The sequence below is a fragment of the bacterium genome, assembly GCA_035371905.1.
Classification (GTDB): Bacteria; Ratteibacteria; UBA8468; order B48-G9; family JAFGKM01; genus JAMWDI01.
In genome coordinates this window covers 1-22993 of record DAORXQ010000003.1, presented here as the reverse complement: position 1 = coordinate 22993, position 22993 = coordinate 1, and the positions used below count along the sequence as shown (strand labels likewise).

Genomic DNA, 22993 nt, shown 5'->3' with positions numbered 1-22993 from the left:
GGGTATATATGAGAAGGGTCGTTTTTATTTTCATATTTTTGAATTTAATTTTGAATGCAAAGGGAGTAGAGATAATACCGAGGATTTTTTATGAAGAAGAAGATACAGTTTCTGCGCTCATTAAACATAAAATTTCAGAGAGAAGAGTAACTATTAATGTAGATGGGCAGATAAATGAAGTAGATTGGGAAAAAGCAGTTAAAATATGTGATTTAAATTTAACCAGTTCAAAAATTTTATGTGATAGTGAGAATCTTTATTTAAGTATTTTAGCAGAAGATTATACAGAGACAGAAAGGATAGAGGTCTGGATAACACCATATGTAAAATTAAGTGATTCATATTATCAAATAAATATCTTTTCAAATAATATAAATGCGACATATAAAACACCTGGCATTGTAAGAGATGGAAAAGGAGAGATAACAAGTAGTGGAATATTAAGCAGACAGGTAAATTTCAATGATATAAAGACAAGTTATGATAAAGAGAAAAAGATATTTATAAGTGAGATAAAGATTCCATATTCAGAATTAGGGATAGTAAAAGGAGGAGAATTTGGTATAAGGATAAGAAGGATGGGAGGGGAGAAATACTTAAAGACAGGATGGGAGATAATAGACCTTGAGAATGAGAAATATACCTTTAAAGAAGTCAATTTTGGAGATTTATTGAAAGGGGAGAATGAGATAAGTTTGAAATTTGAGAATAAAACAGGAGAAAATTTGAATTTAGGGATGAAAGCAGAGATTATTTCAGGAGATAAAGTTGTAAATGAGAATGGTAATAATTTTAATCTTTTACCAGGAGAGAATGAAATTAAAATGAGATATAAAATACCTATAAGTGGATATACAAGATTGAAATTGGTATTCAGTTTAAATGGAGAGAATATAGGTTCAACATTTACAGATATTTTTATTCCGGAGGGTCATTTATTTACATTATTGAGGGAAAGATATTACAGAGATGATAAGGGAATTTTAGGATATTTAAGAATAGATAAACCATATATAGAGATAAAAGAGCCGATAATATTTAAGATTTATGAAGGTAAAAAAGCAGTAAAAGAATATAAAATACCACCTTCAGATATAAAAAGTCGTGCTTTTATTTTCAAATTAAGTTTAGATGGTTTGAAAAGGGAAAAGGATTTGGTTGAATATAAAATTTCAGTTGAGAACTTTAAGGAAATAAATTCAGTTACTTTTTACTATTCAAACAGATTATCAGAAAATACAAAAGAACCACCTGAAATAAACAGAATTCCAATATTTTTAGACAATCCAGAAGGAGAGATAAAGAATTATCTAGTAGAGACATCAATCCCTTTTCCTGAGGGGCATCTATTCAGTCCTGAAAACATAAGGTTAATAAATAGGAATACAGGAAAAGAAATAATATCAGAAGCAGAAGTAGTGACAAGATGGAAACCAGAAGGGAGCATAAAGTGGTTAAAATTAAGGTTTATAAGTGATATAGAAGGGAATTACAATATGGCAGGCGATTTTTTAAAAGAAAATTCTTACAATAATTCTCCATTGATATTAGAATATGGGACAAAAGTAAAAAAAGAGAAGATAACAAAACCAATAAAAATAGAAGAAAAGGGAAATGAAATAGATGTTGATACAGGGAGAATAAAAGTTATTTTTGGGGGACAAGAAATAATAAAAGAGATATACTGGGATAGAAATAAAGATAATGTATATACAGAAGAAGAGAAAATAATAGGCGGGATAACAAACTACTTAATAGACCAGGATGATAAATTTTATTCAAATTTAAAAGGAGAGATTAAGTATGAGATAGAGAAAAAAGGAGAGATTTTTGGGGTTATAAAAGTAACTGGTGATTATTTGACAGAAAAAGGAGAACAACTTTGTAAATATATGATAAGGTTCATTTTTTATAGTGAAGGAGAAGGGATTAAAATTGAACATACTTGGTTTATGGACAAGGACTCTTATATATATCAGTTTAAAGACATAGGGATGTCAATATCTCTTTTAAAGAAAAAGAATGACTTTATATATTTTGACATATCAGAGAGTGAAAAAGATAAATATTTTAAAGAGAGAATAAATCCAAAGAAAAAATACCTTATGCTTCAGGGTTTATACAATCATCATGGGCAGTTTGAGACATCAGGTGGCATTTATAGTAATTATATTGGAGATGAGGAAGAATGGGAGATGAATAAGCAACTTGAGAAAATAGGATACTGGTTTGGAATAGAAGGAGAAAGAGATATAATTTCACTTTGTTTAAAGGATAGTTGGAAACTTTTTCCAAAGAGTTTTGAATTTTATGATAATAAAATGGTAGTTCATTTATGGGATAGTAGAAAGAAATTTAAAGAAGGTAATTTTGAAAAGCAGATTTTGAGTTTCAGGAATGAGGACTTAATCAAATATTTTGGAGATGTATTTTTAAAGACCCCTGGATATCAAAACAGAACAGGAGAAATGTATCAAAATATGTATCAAAACTTTCAAGGACATGGGAAAACTCATGAGATTTATTTGTCTTTCGGGAATGATATAGATAATGTAATAAATGGGAATAAACATTTTCAGACACCTGTTTTATCATTACCACATCCAAAATGGAGTATAATTGAGACAGATGTAATTCCTTTTAAAACAAGTGTAAGAAATCCTGAAAAATATCCATTCTATGAGAAAAAAATAGAAGAATATGTTGATACAATTTTATATTTGGATGATAAGAGTGGTAATTATGGATTTTGGGAATATGGTTCAGGTCCACATTTTTACTATAAACTTCTAACAAAGACAGAGAATAAAGATGAGGCGAAATTTGTTGCTGATAGTTGTTACAGATATGCGAATCACAATTATGGAGGTTCAGAGTACTGGTGGACAGATTATTTAAGAAGTGGAGATAGGAGATGGTATGATTTTGCGAGGAGACACTGTGTTTATGTAGGAGATATTGCTATGAGATATGAGAATGCAGGGTACAATGATTATGCTTGCTATTACACCTGGTCTGGTGCTACATATCTACATTGGGCTTTTCATCCAAATGCAATGCTATATAATTATTTATTTGGGAACTGGCAGAGAGCAGAAGATATTTTAAAAGCATGGAAACAAGGGATTTTAGATACAACAAGAAGGAGAGAATGGCCAAAACTGTTTGAAAGTGCTAATCTCATTAATTCAAATGGTAGTTCTTTAAGATGTAGTTATGGTTTATTCAATCAGATAAATAATTTGTTTTTAATAAGTTGGGATTTAGATATAGGATTGAGAATGGAAGAACTTGCAAAATATCTTATAAATTTAGAAAGTCCTTCAGGAGTAATACCTGATGGAAAAGAAATCCCAGGAGAACCTTCACAAACACCTTATTTCTTTATTTCATTACTTAACTATTATCATTCTACTTTGAAAACAAAAGGTTTAGAAGCAATGAAAAAATTATGTGAAAACTATTACAAAAATTGGCCTTGTCATTCTTACACATTTCCAGTTGCACATCTTGTTTTATCATATGACTGGTATTTGAATAAAAATGAAAATAGTGTCTCAATAGCAAAAAATTTAAATGAATATCACTCAGAACAATATTTTTTCCCTGGGATACTTAATATAGATGCACACAGTCCTAATTTTATTACAGTTGGATTTCCAGTTTTAATGAGATTGATTGATGAATATGGTAAGGAAATAAAGAGGTATCCAGAAATAGAGATTAACAGTGCAGATTTTCCAATTATTATTTATTTCATTCATAAAAAAGGTCAAACAACAAAATTTGAATATTCCTACAGATGCAATCCATATCCTGTTTTACCAAAAGATATAAAACCTGAAGAAAAAGAAATTAAGATTGAAGTTATAACACCATCAAATAAGATACTTAAAGGAAATGAAATATCACTTATTGAAGAAGAATTAGTTTTTATGGGTGAAAGGACAAATTATGGGAAGTTTGAAATTCCAAAAGGAAATGAAGAAGGGATATATAAAATTAAAATTACATTCAGTGAAATATATCCATCTGGTAATTTTACTTTAAGGTCAACAAATGCTGAAAAAATTGTTCTTGATACATCCTGTGGAGGAGAAGGAATAAAAGGACCTTTATATTTCTATGTTCAAGAGGATAAAAAAGAAAAAGGAATACAACAGTGGATAGATAGAGCGGAAAAGATTGAAGACAATATATATAAAAAAGATAGTATTTGGCCTTCATTGTTAAGTTATTTTATACCTGTTGCTTTTGAGAAAGAAAAACTCTTTCAGATACCAGAAGATATAATAGAGAAAAGAGTTGAAGAGATAAAAGAAGAAAAATGGGAACTTGGAGGAGTGAAAGTACTTAAAAGAAATGAGAAATTTGAGATTTTAATTCCTGAAGAGAAGAAAAAACAATCATTTATGGAAGGAACAATTGAATTTTGGTATAAACCTTCTTCTGACAATATATTTCCTGAGATATCTATTAAAAAAGGAGATAAAGTTATAAGCGGTCTTTGGTATAGAACTCAGTATAGAAACATACTTCTTATAGGAGAGAATAATTTCAGAAGTTGGCCACTTGACCCTTATTCAGGTTGTAGAAAACCTTTTATGAAAGATAGATGGTATCATATCGTTGTAACACATAGTTTTAAAAGTAAGAGTTTCTCTATTTTTGTAAATGGTATGGGAACAAGATTTACAAATAGGGACTGGATAGAAAAATACTGGAAAATAGAAAATTTTGAAACTATGCCAGATAGTATAGAATTTATTATAAAAAATGGAGAAGGAGTAATCGATGAATTGAGGATTTCAAATAATGTAAGATATTATGATGGATTTAGACCATTAAAGACATATTTTAAAGAAGATAAGAATACAGTTTTACTTTACCATTTTGATTGAGAATGGAAAAAATAGAAGGGAAGAAAGAAATTTTTTATGATAGAAAAACAGGAAGAGAAATATGGGAAATTTATATTGAAGGTTGTGATTGTGTTGCTACTTATATGTATTTTCAATCTTTTTCTCCTGATGAAAGGTATATAATTTTTTCTTCTAATAGAACAGGTAAATTTGAGTTATATAGAATGGAAATTGAATCGGATGATATTATTCAAATAACAGAAAACTTTGGAAAATGTTATAACTTTACATGTTTTGGTAAAGAGGTTGTCTTTAATGACGGAGAAAAAATAGTAGGTATTGATATAGAAACTCTTGAAAAAAGGGTTATAATAGAAAAGAATAAAGATTGGGAAGGAATTTTTGGTGGACCTGCTATTTCAGAAAAAAATAAAAAAATTGCCTGTTTTTTTAAAGATAAAAATGGAAAAATAGGAATAGTTTACACAGAAATTGAAAATCCAGAGACAAAAGAAATATATAGATTACCTTCGGAAATTAAAGAAGTCTCTCATTTAATTGCAAGTCCTTCAAAAGAATTTATACTTACATTCAATATACTTCCAGATAGACAGGATAATTTTAAACTTTCACCATCAGAAAGAGCAAGAGCATGGATGTTAAATCTTGAAACTGAAAAATTTGAACCCTTTTTAGTAATGCCATCTGGATTTCGTGCAACACATGAATACTGGGGACATGGAGAAAATAAAAGGTTATATTTTCATAAAAAAACAGTTCCTTCATTTACACCTGTTTTTATTGCCTCAATTGATATAAATGGAAATGATTATAGAGAACATTTTTATTCAGATACAAGAAAACTCGGTCATTCAGCAATTTCATATGATAATAAGTTGATTGTTTCGGATGTTCAACAGGTAGGAGAAAATGAACTTTATCTTGTTAATTTAGAAACAGGTAAATCAGAAATTCTTTGCTGGCCCGACTCTTCCTGTTTGCCTCAAAGGAATCAACTTGCTCATGTTCATCCATCTTTCAGTCCATCCGGTAAATACATAATTTTTTCTTCTGATAGAAAAGGAAGAACTTCTGTATATATACTCCCTTTAAAATGAAAAACATCAGTTAAAATTTCTTTATATTATTTTTTGTGGTATAATTGATTTAAAAAGTGTAAAAATTGTGGAAAAATTGTGGAAAAAAGGTTAAAAATGAATGACAAAATTTTCAGTTCAGTAGAAGAAGCTGTCCAGGATATAAGAGAGGGAAGGCCTGTAATAGTTGTTGATGATGAGAATAGAGAAAATGAGGGTGATATTGTGGTTGCTTCTGAAAAAATTACACCCCAATTAATAAATTTTATGGCAAAAGAAGCAAGAGGGTTGATATGTGTTGCTCTTTTACCCGAAAGAATAAAAGAACTCAATTTGCCTCCAATGGTTGATGAAAATACCGCTTTACATGAAACTGATTTTACAGTAAGTGTTGATGCTGCTTATGGTGTTACAACTGGAATTTCTGCTTATGACAGGGCATTTACAATAAAACTTTTAATAGATAGGAACTCAAAACCATCTGATTTTGCAAAACCAGGACATGTTTTTCCAATTAAGGCAAAAGAAGGAGGAGTACTTGTAAGAGCAGGACATACAGAAGCAAGTGTTGACCTTGCAAGAATTGCCGGTCTTTACCCTTCTGGTGTTATATGTGAAATTATGAAAGAAGATGGAACTATGGCAAGATTACCAGACCTTATTGAATTTGCTAAAAAACATAATTTAAAAATTGTTACAATCAAGGATTTAATTGAATACAGAAGAAAAAGAGAAAAACTCGTTAAGAGAGTTGTAGAGACATTTTTACCAACAGAGTTTGGCGATTTTAAACTTATACTTTACAGAGATAAAATTGAAAATAATTATCACATAGCACTTGTTAAAGGGGATTTGAAACTTAAAGATGAAAAAGATAGTATTCTTGTAAGGGTTCATTCTCAATGCATAACAGGGGATATTTTTCATTCAAAAAGGTGTGACTGCGGTAAACAACTTCATAAAGCACTTGAAATGATTGAAAAAGAGGGTAGAGGAGTTCTAGTTTATCTTCCTCAGGAAGGAAGGGGAATTGGACTTGCTAATAAAATAATGGCTTATAAAATTCAGGATGAAGAAAAACTTGATACAGTTGATGCAAATCTAAAACTTGGATTTCCTCCTGATTTAAGGGATTATGGGATTGGTGCTCAAATTCTTACGGACCTTGGATTGACAAGGATACGGATTTTAACAAATAATCCTAAAAAAATAGTGGGTCTTGCAGGTTATGGAATTGAAGTTGTTGAAAGAGTGTCAATAGAAATAGAACCAAATACATATACAGAGAAATACTTAAAAGCAAAGAAAGAAAAACTTGGTCATTTGATAAAAATGGAGGGAGAGGATGAATAGAATGCCGAGAACAAATGTAGGAGGATTATCTCTTCCAAGGATTTTATGTGGAACAAACTGGTTTTTGGGTTATTCTCATCAGACGAATTCAAAAGACAGGACAATAAGAGAATTTATGGATGAAAAAAGAGTTGTTGATATATTATGTACCTGTATAAAAAATGAGATTGATGCTGTTATGGGTCCTCCAGTTGAATTTCTGACAAATTGTATTGAAAAAGCGAAAGATAAAACAGGGAAAGATATAATTTATATATGTACTCCATGGAAGATTGAAGAGGTTGACTGGGCAAAAGAAAAAGGTGCAAAAATCTGTATGCCACATACTTCTGTTACAGATACTTATGTAAATAAAAGAGAGAAAAATTTAAAAGGTATTGAAGTATGGTTAAAAAAAATAAGAGAATATGGAATGATACCTGGACTATCAACGCATGTTCCTGAAACAGTAATTTATGCAGATGCTACTGGTCTTGATGTAGAAACATATATTCAGATATATAATGCCCTTGGTTTTTTATGCCAAATTGAGGTTGAATGGATTTATAAAATTATAAATGAGGCAAAAAAACCGGTTATGACAATAAAACCATTTGCAGCAGGAAGAATTACTCCATTTGTAGGACTTAATTTTGTTGTGAATACCATAAGGGATATTGATATGATAACAATTGGTTTTACATCTCCTTATGAAGTTGAAGAAGATGTTGAAATATTTTTCTCCATACTTGAAAAAAGAAGACCAAATATTGAGTATCAGATAACAAGAAGTAAGAAAAGTTTAGAAAAATAAAAAAGGGGGAAAAATGAAAACAACTGAAGGATATCTTGATGCAAAAGGTAAAAAATTTGGAATAATTGTAAGCAGGTTTAATGAGTTTATAACAACAAGATTACTTGAAGGAGCAATGGATTGTTTGAAAAGACATAATGCAGACAACGAAAATATAGAAGTTATATGGGTTCCTGGAGCGGTTGAAATGGTTTTTGCACTTGGTAAATTATCTGTAAGTGGGAAATATGATGCTATTATCTGTCTTGGAGCAATAATAAGAGGGGATACACCTCATTTTGAATATGTTGCAGGACAGATAACAAGGGCAGTTTCTCAGGCAAATTATTCAGGTAAAACTCCGGTTTCCTTTGGTGTTATAACAGCAGATAGTACTGACCAGGCAATTGAAAGGGCTGGTACAAAATCAGGAAATAAGGGCTGGCAAGCAGCATTATCAGCAATTGAAATGGCAAATTTAAAAGATAAGATTTAATAATGGAAAAAAGAATTGAAATTATAAAAGATGTAGTTTATGGTAAAGTAAAAGGAAGAAATCTTTTGCTTGATATAATAAAAACTTCTGAAACAAAGAATAAATTGCCTGTTATTGTTTTTATTCACGGAGGTGGATGGATTTCAGGAAATAAAGAAAGTGGAATACCAAAACTTTTACCATTTGCAGAAAAAGGATATTTCTGTGTGAGTATAAGTTATAGATTGAGTAATGAAGTGGCATTTCCATGCCAGATAGAAGATTGTAAATGTGCAATAAGATTTTTAAGGGCAAATTCAGAAAAATATAACATTGACTCGAATAGAATCGGTGTATGGGGTGCTTCAGCAGGTGGTAATCTTGCTGCTTTACTTGGTGTTACAGGAGATGATGTTTTTAATGATAAAGGTGGCTGGAATGGTTTTTCAGGTAAAGTAAATGCTGTTTGTGATTGGTTTGGCAGAACAAATTTTCTTATAGATATAAAAAAATCTGATGATGAAAATTCACCTTATTCATATATTTCTAAATTCCTTGGTGGACCAATTGAAGAAAATCTCAAAAAGGCAATAAAAGTAAGTCCGTATTTTTATGAATGTAAAAATTCACCTCCTTTCTTAATAATGCATGGTGAAGAAGATACAATTGTTCCTTATTCTCAAAGTGAAATGTTTTTTGAAAAATTGAAAAAAAATAAAGTTGATGTGACTTTAATTAAAATAAAAAAAGGTGGTCATGGAGTTGGTTTTGGAAAGAGAGCAATGGATTTTGTGGTTGCATTTTTTGATTGTTATTTAAAAAACGATAAAATAAACTGGAAAAATTTTAAAAAGAACAGGAACTTCATAGAAATTCCTGCAGAATAAATTATTTTTTAAAACACTTAAAAAGAGTTATAATTTTTAAAAAAAGGAGGAAAATGTGATACAAAAATTAAAAAAGGTGAGTGTTTTATTCTTATTCATATCTTCTCTACTTTTTTCCTTCTGGGGAGTTGAAGAAGGTGAGCCAAATGGTTTCAGAAATTATCCATGGGGAATGGAAATCTCTTCTCTATATTTAAGGGAATTTTCAAGAAGTTATCCAAAATATGGAGGAAAAGTTGTTTATTATACAAAAAAGAATGAGGACTTAAATATTGCTGGTACTGAAGTTGAAAAAATTGAATATGGTTTCTGGCAGGATGAAGTTTTCTGTGAAATTCTTATAACGATTAAAGGAAAAGAAAATTTTGAAAGAATAAAAAGAGCATCAATTGAAAAGTTTGGTAAAGGATATACACAGATACCGGGAACAAATAGAATTACATGGAAGGGAAAAACAACTTATGTGTATCTTGATTTTGAAGAAAGCAATAAAAAAGGATATTTATTTATGTCAGTATATCCTGTAAGTAAATTTATAAGTATTTATGAAAGTAATGTTGCAAAAAAGGGAGTAAAAGATTTCTAAAAAGAATATACTTCACATAATAACTCACGATACAGGAAGATATATTGGTTGTTATGATGCTCCTGTAAATACTCCAAATATTGATAAACTTGCAGAAGAAGGTATTATTTTTACTAATTACTTCTGTACAGCACCTCAATGCAGTCCAAGCAGAGCAAGTATGTTTTCAGGTCTGATGCCTCATAATAATGGTGTTTATGGACTTGCTCACAGGGGTTTTATTTTAAAGGATGATATACCTTACCTGCCAAAAATATTGAAAGAAAATGGATATGAAACTACTTTATTCGGTATTCAGCATGAAACAGGTTGGAATAAAGTAGAAACACTTGGATATAATAGAGTAGTGAAAAGCAAAACTCATTCTTGTATGGATGTTGTAATTGATTTAATTGAATATTTAAAATCAAATCCTAAAAAACCATTTTTTATTTCTGCTGGATTTTTTGAAACACATCTTCCATGGCCTGTTATTGAAAATTTTGACAGGGATATAAAAGTTCCTGATTTTTTACCAGATGATATTGAAATTAAAAAAGATATTGCAGGATTTAATATCGTAATTGAAAGAGTTGATAAAGCAATTGGTGAAATAATAAAAACACTTGAGGAAACAAAACTTTATGATGAAACAATAATAATTTTTACAACAGACCACGGACTACCATTACCTGGAGCAAAAGCAACTCTCTTTGACCCTGGTATTGGTATTTTTCTTATAATAAGAGGTGATATTTTTGAAGGTAGTAGTTAGTTTTATAGGAAGTTTATTAAGTCAGGAGAAGCCAGCAGGAGTTGATAGGTCAAGTGAGTTAAAGGTGAAGATAGAGGTCTTACCTAGTACAGAAGTAGAGGTAGGAGAGGATGTATATTTCAGTGGTACAAAGACAGAATTTCCAGACAAAAGGTTATTGAAGATGGCGAGATATGAATGGGATTTTGGGGATGGTACATATTTAAGATTCAGTCCAACAAACTCAAAAGTTACAAGACAAGGTATATGTTGTTTACATAATTTTATGAAACCAGGGGAATTTGAAGTAAAGTTAAAGGTATCAGTATTTGACAGTTTTAATCCTGATGGTATACCTACAAAACCACCGATAGCAGTATCAACAGGTTCAGTAAAGATAAAGGTAACAGGAGAAGCACCGATAGCCGGATTTGAAGTACAGCATGCACAATTTCATGGAAGGATAGGACAATATTTATACATACAGATACCTAAACAATTTAGGGGAAATGAGACGAAGTTGAAGGTAAGTGTAATAGGTAAGAAGACAGGGACGAAAAAGGTATTATTGGAGAAAGACAGATTAGGAGAAGAGGAGAAGGTATTATTAAGACAGGTGGAATTACCGAAAGATTCATATGAGTTAATAGCGGAGTTATATGATAAAGAAGGGGAAAGGATACCTGGGGGTATATGGAAGGAAAAATTTGATAAGTTATATGAAGGTATGCCTAAATATGGGATAGATGAGAACAATTCAATCTGGGTAAATGGTAAATTATTCTTTCCGATAGCACCTTATATGACCGACAAAGGTGAGATTAGTATGTTTAAAAATAATGCAAGTATAAACTGTCTTGTATGTGTAGGATATTATCCTAAGCACACACCAGAGACATTTTTAGATTATCTTAACACAGCGAAAGAGTATGATTTATATGTAATGGGTCCACACAGAGGGGGTTATGAAATTCCCAAAGAGGAGTGGCCACAAGGTGTTCAGAAAAACAGATGGAAATTCAATCATAATCCAGACATAATGAGAGAGTATATAAAGAAATGTAAAGACCATCCGAATTTACTTGCATGGAGTTGGCAGGATGAACCAGAACTAGGAGGAAGATATGTGAGTGTCTATCCACCAGTTATTGCTGCTTGGGAATATATATGTCATTTTGAAGACCCAGAACATTTAACATTCCAACTTTATACAGGTGATTGGAATAGATTAAGAGTTAACCAGGCAGGAGGAAAATTCTCTCGTCCATATGATTATATAGGAAGTTTAGAAGAATTTGGAGAGAGTTTTTTTGGTGGTAAGAGATGGATAACAGAGATACTTGCTTGGGATGCTTATCCAATTGCATATAGAGACCATCCAGCAGTTAACTGGCCAGATATGGGACCTTATGCTGCTTATCTATTTACAGTTGGAAAGATAAAAGAATTAACAAAGGATTTAGTTCCGACAATACCTTGTATAATAACAAATAGAAGGCGAGCAGAAGACCCTGATTGGAAGACACCGACAGAGGAGATGGTATATATGGAGTCATGGATGAATGTAGTTCATGGAGCAAAAGGTATACTTTGGTTTCCATTCTTTGACCAAAGTACAATTAGGTGGAACGCGATGAAGAAGTTTACAGAACAGATAGAGAGGTTAAAAGATATAGTACTTGGACCAGAGCCAGATAGGAGAGTTAAAGATGATGCAGAAGAGGCATTAAAGAGAGTAGATACAATGATAAGGGAAAAGGATGGTAATGTTTATATATTTGCAGTAAGGATAACAGAGCCAGACCCAGTGCCAGAGGTAAAGTATCAAGGAGTAGAACCAGATAGTATAGAGGTTAATTTTGAGGTAAGTGAAATAAGTGGAGAGAAAGAGGTAGAAGTAATAGATGAAGGAAGGAAAATAAAGTCATTAGATGGTAAATTCAAAGACACATTCAAGAAATACGAAGTTCACATATATAAAATACCTTTGAAATAAGGAGTAAAAGATAAAAAATAGGGGGTATTGAATGAAGAAAGTATTTATTTTAGTTGGGTTGGTAGTAGTAGTTAGTTTTATAGGAAGTTTATTAAGTCAGGAGAAGCCAGCAGGAGTTGATAGGTCAAGTGAGTTAAAGGTGAAGATAGAGGTCTTACCTAGTACAGAAGTAGAGGTAGGAGAGGATGTATATTTCAGTGGTACAAAGACAGAATTTCCAGACAAAAGGTTATTGAAGATGGCGAGATATGAATGGGATTTTGGGGATGGTACATATTTAAGATTCAGTCCAACAAACTCAAAAGTTACAAGACAAGGTATATGTTGTTTACATAATTTTATGAAACCAGGGGAATTTGAAGTAAAGTTAAAGGTATCAGTATTTGACAGTTTTAATCCTGATGGTATACCTACAAAACCACCGATAGCAGTATCAACAGGTTCAGTAAAGATAAAGGTAACAGGAGAAGCACCGATAGCCGGATTTGAAGTACAGCATGCACAATTTCATGGAAGGATAGGACAATATTTATACATACAGATACCTAAACAATTTAGGGGAAATGAGACGAAGTTGAAGGTAAGTGTAATAGGTAAGAAGACAGGGACGAAAAAGGTATTATTGGAGAAAGACAGATTAGGAGAAGAGGAGAAGGTATTATTAAGACAGGTGGAATTACCGAAAGATTCATATGAGTTAATAGCGGAGTTATATGATAAAGAAGGGGAAAGGATACCTGGGGGTATATGGAAGGAAAAATTTGATAAGTTATATGAAGGTATGCCTAAATATGGGATAGATGAGAACAATTCAATCTGGGTAAATGGTAAATTATTCTTTCCGATAGCACCTTATATGACCGACAAAGGTGAGATTAGTATGTTTAAAAATAATGCAAGTATAAACTGTCTTGTATGTGTAGGATATTATCCTAAGCACACACCAGAGACATTTTTAGATTATCTTAACACAGCGAAAGAGTATGATTTATATGTAATGGGTCCACACAGAGGGGGTTATGAAATTCCCAAAGAGGAGTGGCCACAAGGTGTTCAGAAAAACAGATGGAAATTCAATCATAATCCAGACATAATGAGAGAGTATATAAAGAAATGTAAAGACCATCCGAATTTACTTGCATGGAGTTGGCAGGATGAACCAGAACTAGGAGGAAGATATGTGAGTGTCTATCCACCAGTTATTGCTGCTTGGGAATATATATGTCATTTTGAAGACCCAGAACATTTAACATTCCAACTTTATACAGGTGATTGGAATAGATTAAGAGTTAACCAGGCAGGAGGAAAATTCTCTCGTCCATATGATTATATAGGAAGTTTAGAAGAATTTGGAGAGAGTTTTTTTGGTGGTAAGAGATGGATAACAGAGATACTTGCTTGGGATGCTTATCCAATTGCATATAGAGACCATCCAGCAGTTAACTGGCCAGATATGGGACCTTATGCTGCTTATCTATTTACAGTTGGAAAGATAAAAGAATTAACAAAGGATTTAGTTCCGACAATACCTTGTATAATAACAAATAGAAGGCGAGCAGAAGACCCTGATTGGAAGACACCGACAGAGGAGATGGTATATATGGAGTCATGGATGAATGTAGTTCATGGAGCAAAAGGTATACTTTGGTTTCCATTCTTTGACCAAAGTACAATTAGGTGGAACGCGATGAAGAAGTTTACAGAACAGATAGAGAGGTTAAAAGATATAGTACTTGGACCAGAGCCAGATAGGAGAGTTAAAGATGATGCAGAAGAGGCATTAAAGAGAGTAGATACAATGATAAGGGAAAAGGATGGTAATGTTTATATATTTGCAGTAAGGATAACAGAGCCAGACCCAGTGCCAGAGGTAAAGTATCAAGGAGTAGAACCAGATAGTATAGAGGTTAATTTTGAGGTAAGTGAAATAAGTGGAGAGAAAGAGGTAGAAGTAATAGATGAAGGAAGGAAAATAAAGTCATTAGATGGTAAATTCAAAGACACATTCAAGAAATACGAAGTTCACATATATAAAATACCTTTGAAATAAGGAGTAAAATATGAAATCAAAATTGCAATATATGACATTAAAAGAGGTAAGAGAATTTGGGAAAGTTGAAGTAGTTGTTTTACCATGGGGTTCATGTGAGCCACATAATTTACACCTGCCTTATGGATGTGATACATTAACAGTTGATAAAATGGCAGAAGTAAGTTGTCAGAAAGCAAATGAAAAGGGAGGAAAGGTTATTTCTTTGCCCGCAATTCCTGTTGGATATAATGCAGACCATTTTAGATTTCCACTTGCTTTAAACTTTTATCCAACAACACAACTTACAATATTAAAAGACATCATTTTTTCCCTTGAAAGTCATAAGATTTATAAACTTGTTATTTTAAATGGACATGGTGGTAATGATATGAGAGCACTTTTAAGGGAATTATATGGAAAAACAAACGTTTACATTTTTTTAATTGAGCCATGGAATGTAAGAAGAGATATAACAGAAAAAATTATTGAAGAGAAAGGTGGTTGCCATGCACACGAAGAAGAAACAAGTGTTTTAATGTATATATATCCAGAACTTGTCCATCTTGAATGGGCAGATGATGGTAAAATAAATGAGCCGAGATTTGAAGAGATGAAAAAAGGATGGGTATATACTGTAAGTCCTTGGCATTTACTAACAAAAGAATCAGGATGTGGGAATCCAAAGAAAGCAAACCAAGAAAAAGGCAAGAAAATCTTTGAAATTGTAACAGATAGAATTGCAGATTTTCTTGTTAAACTTTCAAATTCAAATATTGATGAAAAGTTCCCATATTAAACGTTGTAAAGTAAAAAACAAAAAGAGGGAGTAGAAATGAAAAAAAGAGGGGAGGAAGAAAGGTTTGTTTTTTAAATTCTTTTGTACGATATTTCTTATTACTTTATGTTTGTATGCTTTTTCAGAAAATGAGCCAATTAAATCTTTTGAAATAGGCAAAAATAATGAAATACTTATAAATGGGAAAAGTTTTTTCCCTATAATGATTTTCAATCAGGATGAAACAAAAATAAAAGATGCTGTATCAATAGGAATAAACACATTTTTTGGAAATGGAAGTAAACTATCAGACAGGGAATACATTGAAAAATTAAAAGAAAATGGCGCATACGGAATACTTAAATTTTCATCTCAACTTATATCACATCCTAATCTTTTTGGCTGGTATATTGAAGATGAACCAGATAAAAGAATTCCTGTTTACGAGGTATCAGTAGAACCAGGAAAAGGATTAAGGGTAAATCCTAAAACTCCTTTTTCAAGAATTCTTGATGGAAATGTTTTTTCATGGACAGTTCTTGACCCGCTTCAAAATGCAGAAGTTATAATAAACCTGACAAAAGAGGTTGAAATTTATGGAGTTGGTATAGCAATAACTGTCGCTTCTACTTTATCCAGTCCTAAAGTTGTTTCCTTTATTGCAGATGATGACACAGAGATATTGAGAGCAACACTTCAGGAGAAAAGAGGTATAGTTCAGAAATTTCAACTCCCTCAACCTGTAAAACTTTCCACTTTAATATGCAAAGTGGTGGATATTTACAAACATGAAGAGACCTATGGTTCAATTGGAGAAATTGAAGCATATGATAAAAATGGAAATAATATTTTGAGAAATCCACCAGTTCTTCAAAAAGTAAGTGTAGAGGAATGGACAAAGAGGTATAATGAGATTAAACAGAAAGATAGAACAAAACCAGTTATTCTTAAACTAACTTCAAATTTTATGGAAGGATTACCAATTATGGGATGGAATGAAGAAACAAAAAAGAAAATTTATCCTGAATATATAAAAAACAGTGATATCGTTGGTTTTGGAGTTTATCCTGTTTATGAACTGAATAATTATGATTTTTTAACTTATGTACCAAAAGGAACAGAAACACTTTGTAAACTTACTGAAAATAAACCCGTATTTGTATGGATAGAGACAACAAAAGGTAATAGAAATATAGAACCACAAACACAGAAAGAAGTTCTTCCCTATCATACAAGAGCAGAAGTATGGATGGCGATAATTAAAGGTGCAAAAGGGATTGGTTATTATACTCATTCTTCATGGATTCCAAATATTAAAGAAGTCCCGGGCATTTCTCAACTTTTATGTACATGGTCTGTTGGAAATAATCCATTTGCTTTAAGTGAAGAGATGAAAATAGAATTGAAAAAATTGAATGAACAGATAAAAAGATTATCTTCTGCTATACTCTCTCCACCCTATCAGGGAAACATTGAGATGAAAAATGAGCATGGTTTGAATTGTCATTTCAAAGCAACTTTGTATAATGATAGGATTTTTATTTTTGCTCAGAACCTTGAGTTGATAAAAGGTGGGAAATTTGAGATAAAAATTGAGGGAATAAAGGATGGAGAAGTTGAAGTTATAGATGAAAACAGGACGATAAAGATAAAAGACGGAAAATTTATAGACCACTTTCCTCCTCTAAAAGAACATATATACTCCATTAAAATTAACTGAAAGGGTAGAAATTAAGAAAGGGATTTTTATGGAAGACCATAAAAAACAGATACAGTTTTTAAGACCAGATGAAATAATAAAAGAAAGAGATGAAAACGGTATAATATTTTTACCTATTGGTCCTCTTGAATGGCATGGACCACATTTACCACTTGGAGTGGATCCTTTAAGAGCAGAATATGTTGCTATTGAACTTGCAAAAAGAATTGGTGGAGTGGTACTTCCCACTTTTTATATCGGTACTGAAAGAGAAAGAAGCCCACAGATGCTTAAAAATATTGGGTTTGAAGAAGATGATTATATTATAGGGATGGATTTTCCAGATAATTCTTTAAAAAGTTTATATTTCAAAGAAGAAGTTTTTGCAGTATTATTGAGAAATATTCTTGAAATGCTGATTGAAAAGTGGAATTATAAAACCATCATTATTGTGAACGGACATGGAGGCGAAAATCATGTAAATGTTATAAGAAGATTGAAAATTGAGTTTGAGAGAGAAAGGGATGTTAAGATTATTACTATTTTTCCTGCTTTAAATTTCCCGAATTCAAAATGGTCTCATGCAACAAAGGAAGAAACAGAAACAATTATGAGTATTTATCCTGAATGTGTTGATTTAAAAAAACTTCCTCAAAAACCTGAAAAACTGAAAAATAAAAAATTTGCAATTGTAGATGATTTAACTTTTAGAGGAACTCCGACAGAAGATTTTACAGTAAGAGATGAAGAAGACCCGAGAGATGCAACTGTTGAAAGTGGCAGGAAAATTTTTGAAACGACAGTTGAGCAACTTGAAAAAATTATAAAAAAAGAAATTGAAGGAAAGGACTGAGGACATGAGAAAGAGAATAATGTTAGAACTTAAAGAAGAAATTAAAGATATACCACTTATTGACATTCATTCCCATCTAAATCCCTTTTCTCCACAGGCAAAAAGTATAGAGGATATAATTTTTTACCATTTTATCAGAAGAGAATTTCATTCAGCAGGAGGAGATGATAACTTTTTTAATTCTTCAGCAACGCTTGAAGAAAAAATTGATTACTTCTTAAAATACTACACTTTTATTGAAAACACAACAAATATCTGGTGTGTGAAAAAAATTTTCAAGGATTTATACGGTGTAGACGAAATAAATAAAGATTCTCTTATGAAAATACAGGAGAAAATAGAAAAAACAAGGAAAGACCTATCCTGGAAGGATAAAATATTGAAAGAAAAATTAAGAATTGAAAAGGTTTTTTGCTGTAAAGTAATCAGAGAAAGAAAAGAAGAATATAATAAAGGAGAAAATAATTTTTTTGAAATTTTACCCGAAGGATTATCCTTTGGACCAATTTTAGGACAGGGATTTCTTGAATTTATTTCTGACAGAAAAACTAAAAATTTTAATGAGGTAAATGAAAAACTTTTAAAGTTTATTGAAGAAATAATTAAATCTGGATATAGAGGGATTGGAGTTGCTTTTGATTATCTTTTTGAATATTTACCACATCAGGAAAATTCAATTGAAATTCTTTACAATAAATATTTGAAAGGTGAAAATCTTGAAAATCAAGAGATGAATCAGATTATGAGTTATTTTCTGGATGCAATTTTAAACAATCTCAAGTCAGAAAATATAACATTTCAGATATATCTTGGTGCTTTATGGGGTGCTTTTGGAGGAACTGGATTTAAATTAAGATTGGGAGAGAGTTTTGCAATATATTCAGATAAAACTATTCCTTCACTTCTTAAAATATTTAAAAAATTTGACAGAGTGAATTTTAACATTTATAACTGTGTTGAAAATTTAAATCAGGAGTTAACAATACTTGCAAGGATGCTTCCAAATGTCTCTTTACTTGGTTTCTGGTGGCATAATCTTTATCCTTCCTATATAGAAAGAATGATAAGTGAAAGAATTGAGGCATTACCTTCAAATAAATGGATTTTTCTCGCAACAGATGCATACTGCTGTGAATGGAGTTATGGTAAGTATTCCCTTGTTATAGATTGTCTTATGAGGGTTTTAACAGAAAAAATAGATAAAGGATATTTGACATTAAAGGAAGCAAAAAATCTTTGTAAAAGAATTTTTTATGATAATCCAGTTGAAATTTATAATTTAAAAAAGAGGAGGTAAAATATGATTAAGAAGGTTTTAAGTTTATTGTTTATGTTTTGTTTATTTTCTTTTGCCCAGAGTAATTTTTCATGGGAAGAGAGACACTGTGAGATAACTCCTGATGGTGATATAAAATGGAAACCGAAACCATTTGTTTTCAAAAAAGGGTTATCAGTAAGATATATTGATTTTGAGAATGGGAATGATAATAATGACGGACTTACAAAAAATACTCCATGGAAACATCACCCATGGGACGAGAATGCAGAAGGTAAAGCAAAAGAATGTAAAGGGATTCATACATATATATTTAAAAAAGGAGTGATATACAGAGGAAAATTGATAGCAAAAGAATCAGGAGAGGAAAACAATCTAATAATACTGACAGTTGACCCTGACTGGGGAAGAGGAGAGGCATATATATATGGTTCTGTTAAAATAGAAGGTGGATGGAAGAAAAACACAGAAAGATTAAATGCTCCTGAATCTGATAAGATATGGTACATTGATTTAAAAGGAGATTTTATTCCAAGAAGTGTATGGCTTATAGAAGGAGAAAAAGTAACAAGAATTCCTATAGCCAGACAGCCAAACTGGGAGGAAGACCCCAATGACCCTGATGATGTTATAAAGAACTGGTGGGCATGGGAAAGAGTGCGTCAGGAAGGACGAAATTTAATAGGAAAGGACTCAAAAAACTTAACAAATCCAGACCCTAATTATTATAGAGGTGCAACCGTATGGACAGAAGGAGATAATTTAATTGTTACACCTACACCTACAAAAATTATAAACTACAATCCTCAAACAAATGAAATAACTTTTAGCAGTGGATGGAGACAACCACCTGTTAAAGGAAGCAGATATTTTATAGAGGATAAAATTGAATTTCTTGATTCACCGGGAGAGTATTTCTATGACACATCAAAAAAGAGATTATATATCAGATTACCAAAAGATGAAGACCCGAATACAAAAACAATAGAACTTGCAAAAGAATTTACATTATTAGAAATATCAAACCAGTCAAATATAGAGATTTCTGGTATAAATTTCAGATTTAACAATTCACTTCCAGATATTATGTTGAGATGGCGTGATACATTTGAAGTATATACTTCTGCTATAAGGGCAACAGGAACATGCAAGAATATAAAAATACACCACTGTAAATTTGAATATTTAACAAAAGGTATAAGATTTTTTGCACAAGAAGGAAGTGGTGTAATTGAAAATATTGAAGTATCAGATAATGAATTCTCTTATACAGACCATAATGCTCTTGAATTTAAAGATAGTCAATCATGGGGACAAACTATACCACCTCTTGGCAGAGTCAGAAATATTAGAGTATTGAGGAATAAATTTTACTGCGATGGAATAAGACCGTTAAGAGATTATACACCTTTTACAATTGAGTTTCATTCGGTAGAAACAGCAGAAATAGCAGGGAATATTCTTGAAAGATGTTATGGAGGAGGTATTGATGTATTTCTGGGGAAACACCATGATTTAAGAGATGTTCCTCTTATAAAAGTTTTCATTCATCATAATAAAGTTAAGGATTGTCTTTTAAATTCAAATGATTATGGAGGTATAGAGGTTTGGCAGGGAGGACCTGTTTTTGTTTATAATAACATCGTGATAAATCCTGTTGGACCGAGAAGAGGCAATTATGTATGGCATATAGATAATAGAAAGGATTTTAATTACAATTCTGGAAACTTTGGATTTGCCTATTATTCAGACGGTCAGTATAAAGGATATTTCTTCAATAATATTGCTATAGGAAAGAGTAATCAACTTGGAAGTACTTTATGTAATGCTGCTGCCTATATGGAGGTCGGTTCATATCTTCACGCATATTTTAACAATTTTGCATATAAATTTGGATGTGCTTTCAGAAAACAACCTCTATTGAATGGAGTTCAGAGAGCATGGTATCTCGGGAATTTCATATGTGATATAAGTGATGTTGTTTTTGACCATCAAGCATCGGGTTCTTCAAAAATTGAACAGGATAGTTATGATACAATTGCTTACTTAAACAATATACTTTATGTAAATAATCCAAAAAGAGGACTTGGAAATTTTGCAAGTGGTCAGAGATATTTATCAAAACCAGAAGAATTTTCAAAAGAATTACTTATGTTAAACGGATTAAGAAATGAAGTAGGAGTTGTAAAGGAAAATCCACCTGAAAAACTTGAAGATATGATAAAGGAATATGCTAAAAGTATCAGTATTAAGTTTTTTGTTCCGTATTCACTTTATAAGGTTGTAGGGGAATGGAATTTTTACAGAAATAGAAAAGACCCATCAATTATATTTGGCGAGAATTTTTATTACAGTGATGAATATATGGAAAGAGATATGTATCAATATGTTCCTTGGAATAACTTAAAAGGTATGAATGTAGTAGAGGAAAATTATAAAGCAGGGATACTTGAAAACTGGGTAGAAGGAGCACTTGAATTTGATGGAGAAAAAGTTTATTGTATATTACCTGATAGTGAGATTAAAAAGGATTATTCTTTTGTATATACAGGTGATTTTAAATATGGAGATATAGGTAAAAATTCAACAGTTATTTATCCTGGCAGTAAGAGACAGACAGTGGATATGGATAGAAACAGTTTTGTAATAGAGATGGTTATAAAGGCAGAGAAGAAAGATGGAGGACTTGTAGAAAAGATGAAAGATGGTAAAGGTTATTCGGTATATTTAAAGGACGGAGGGATAAATTTAAAACTTGGATATGGACAGAATGATTATTTTAGGATAAATACAGAAAGCAGAATAGATGATGGTAAATGGCATCACATACTTTTAGAGGTTAACAGAGAAGAAAAGACAGCAAAAATATATGTTGATGGAAAAGAAGCAAAGACAGTAAAAGAGGGAGAGATAAAAGAGGGAAGTTTATCAAATAATGGAGATTTTATAGTTGGAAAAGGTCAGGAAGTTGGATATTTTAAAGGATTGATGGATTATTTGAGAGTATCAAGAGGGAGTTTAAAGGATTCAGAGACAACAATAGAAGAAGTTTACAAATGGGAATTTGATGGACCCTTTTTGTATGACTTTTTTGGAAATAAGAAATTTTAAAAAAGAGGTGGAAAAATGGAATTGTTTGAAGTAATTGAGAAAAGAAAAAGTGTAAGGAGTTATGAAAAATGTAATATTCCCAAAGAAGATATTGAAAAAATTTTAAAGGCAGGTAGTTTAGCACCTTCAGGAAGAAATATTCAACCTTTTGAGTTTATAGTTATTGATGATGAAAAGATTATAAAAAAACTTGGTGAAGAAGTTCAAAACTGTATTTCTGAAGCAAGTATTGTTATAGGCATAATAGCAGATCCATCTCAGAGTAAATTCTGGCTGGAAGATATTTCTGCAACTGCTGAAAATATGCTTCTTGCAATTGAAAATCTTGGTTATGCTTCCTGTTGGATAGAAGGTACTCTTATTCCGAAAGAAAAAAAGATAAAAGAAATACTTAAAATTCCAGAAGAAAAAAGGTTTATAATAATTTTACCTGTTGGAAAAGCAAAAGGAGAAGTTTCAAAGAAAACAAAAAAGGAAATAAGAGAA

At 31.4% G+C, this 22993-nt stretch carries 16 protein-coding genes; all 16 read left to right on the top strand.

What is annotated here, in order from left to right; all coding sequences use genetic code 11:
- Nucleotides 1-8 precede the first annotated feature (8 nt).
- On the top strand, nt 9-4901 hold the full coding sequence (locus PKV21_00700) for a hypothetical protein (protein HOM26011.1): 4893 nt from the start codon (nt 9-11) through the stop codon (nt 4899-4901).
- Nucleotides 4902-4903: 2 nt separating this feature from the next.
- Nucleotides 4904-5980 (top strand): hypothetical protein, encoded by a 1077-nt coding sequence (locus PKV21_00695; GenBank protein ID HOM26010.1) that lies wholly within the window; start codon nt 4904-4906, stop codon nt 5978-5980.
- A gap of 96 nt (nt 5981-6076) precedes the next feature.
- A complete protein-coding gene (locus PKV21_00690; protein ID HOM26009.1) occupies nt 6077-7312 on the top strand; it encodes a bifunctional 3,4-dihydroxy-2-butanone-4-phosphate synthase/GTP cyclohydrolase II in 1236 nt (411 codons plus the stop codon).
- Complete coding sequence (locus PKV21_00685; protein ID HOM26008.1) at nt 7305-8105, top strand: hypothetical protein; 801 nt, start codon at nt 7305-7307, stop codon at nt 8103-8105. The genes PKV21_00690 and PKV21_00685 overlap by 8 nt, the downstream gene beginning before the upstream one ends.
- 13 nt (nt 8106-8118) lie before the next feature.
- Nucleotides 8119-8580: a 6,7-dimethyl-8-ribityllumazine synthase gene (ribH, locus tag PKV21_00680; GenBank protein ID HOM26007.1), complete on the top strand. Its 462-nt coding sequence runs from the start codon at nt 8119-8121 to the stop codon at nt 8578-8580.
- Nucleotides 8581-8582: 2 nt separating this feature from the next.
- A complete protein-coding gene (locus PKV21_00675) occupies nt 8583-9446 on the top strand; it encodes an alpha/beta hydrolase (GenBank protein HOM26006.1) in 864 nt (287 codons plus the stop codon).
- Between the two features lie 55 nt (nt 9447-9501).
- Nucleotides 9502-10032 carry a hypothetical protein gene (locus PKV21_00670; GenBank protein ID HOM26005.1) on the top strand — a complete coding sequence of 177 codons (531 nt, stop codon included), beginning with the start codon at nt 9502-9504 and terminating at the stop codon, nt 10030-10032.
- A gap of 7 nt (nt 10033-10039) precedes the next feature.
- Nucleotides 10040-10786, top strand: a complete 747-nt coding sequence (locus PKV21_00665; protein ID HOM26004.1) for a sulfatase-like hydrolase/transferase — start codon at nt 10040-10042, stop codon at nt 10784-10786.
- The gene (locus tag PKV21_00660) at nt 10770-12761 is read left to right on the top strand and encodes a PKD domain-containing protein (GenBank protein ID HOM26003.1); all 1992 of its coding nucleotides are present in this window, start codon (nt 10770-10772) and stop codon (nt 12759-12761) included. Before PKV21_00665 ends, PKV21_00660 begins: the two co-directional genes overlap by 17 nt.
- Nucleotides 12762-12792: 31 nt before the next feature.
- Nucleotides 12793-14811 carry a PKD domain-containing protein gene (locus PKV21_00655; GenBank protein HOM26002.1) on the top strand — a complete coding sequence of 673 codons (2019 nt, stop codon included), beginning with the start codon at nt 12793-12795 and terminating at the stop codon, nt 14809-14811.
- 10 nt (nt 14812-14821) lie between these two features.
- Entirely contained in the window at nt 14822-15589 is a 768-nt protein-coding gene (locus tag PKV21_00650; protein HOM26001.1) for a creatininase family protein, read from the top strand.
- A 64-nt stretch (nt 15590-15653) separates the two neighbouring features.
- Nucleotides 15654-17288, top strand: a complete 1635-nt coding sequence (locus tag PKV21_00645) for a hypothetical protein (protein ID HOM26000.1) — start codon at nt 15654-15656, stop codon at nt 17286-17288.
- Nucleotides 17289-17316: 28 nt separating this feature from the next.
- Nucleotides 17317-18120, top strand: coding sequence for a creatininase family protein (locus tag PKV21_00640; protein HOM25999.1), 804 nt, complete (start codon nt 17317-17319; stop codon nt 18118-18120).
- Between the two features lie 19 nt (nt 18121-18139).
- Nucleotides 18140-19417 (top strand): hypothetical protein, encoded by a 1278-nt coding sequence (locus PKV21_00635; GenBank protein HOM25998.1) that lies wholly within the window; start codon nt 18140-18142, stop codon nt 19415-19417.
- 3 nt (nt 19418-19420) lie between these two features.
- Entirely contained in the window at nt 19421-22507 is a 3087-nt protein-coding gene (locus PKV21_00630; protein HOM25997.1) for a LamG domain-containing protein, read from the top strand.
- Nucleotides 22508-22522: 15 nt separating this feature from the next.
- Nucleotides 22523-22993 (top strand): nitroreductase family protein (locus tag PKV21_00625; GenBank protein ID HOM25996.1); only part of this gene is annotated, 471 nt, incomplete at its 3' end.

What these genes read in the sequence shown, in the direction of transcription:
- PKV21_00695 (HOM26010.1), top strand. Translation starts at nt 4,904, where the DNA reads ATGGAAAAAATAGAAGGGAAGAAAGAAATTTTTTATGATAGAAAAACA.
- PKV21_00690 (HOM26009.1), top strand. Translation starts at nt 6,077, where the DNA reads ATGAATGACAAAATTTTCAGTTCAGTAGAAGAAGCTGTCCAGGATATA.
- PKV21_00630 (HOM25997.1), top strand. Translation starts at nt 19,421, where the DNA reads ATGATTAAGAAGGTTTTAAGTTTATTGTTTATGTTTTGTTTATTTTCT.
- PKV21_00700 (HOM26011.1), top strand. Translation starts at nt 9, where the DNA reads ATGAGAAGGGTCGTTTTTATTTTCATATTTTTGAATTTAATTTTGAAT.
- PKV21_00640 (HOM25999.1), top strand. Translation starts at nt 17,317, where the DNA reads ATGGAAGACCATAAAAAACAGATACAGTTTTTAAGACCAGATGAAATA.
- ribH (HOM26007.1), top strand. Translation starts at nt 8,119, where the DNA reads ATGAAAACAACTGAAGGATATCTTGATGCAAAAGGTAAAAAATTTGGA.
- PKV21_00655 (HOM26002.1), top strand. Translation starts at nt 12,793, where the DNA reads ATGAAGAAAGTATTTATTTTAGTTGGGTTGGTAGTAGTAGTTAGTTTT.
- PKV21_00675 (HOM26006.1), top strand. Translation starts at nt 8,583, where the DNA reads ATGGAAAAAAGAATTGAAATTATAAAAGATGTAGTTTATGGTAAAGTA.
- PKV21_00685 (HOM26008.1), top strand. Translation starts at nt 7,305, where the DNA reads ATGAATAGAATGCCGAGAACAAATGTAGGAGGATTATCTCTTCCAAGG.
- PKV21_00635 (HOM25998.1), top strand. Translation starts at nt 18,140, where the DNA reads ATGTTAGAACTTAAAGAAGAAATTAAAGATATACCACTTATTGACATT.
- PKV21_00650 (HOM26001.1), top strand. Translation starts at nt 14,822, where the DNA reads ATGAAATCAAAATTGCAATATATGACATTAAAAGAGGTAAGAGAATTT.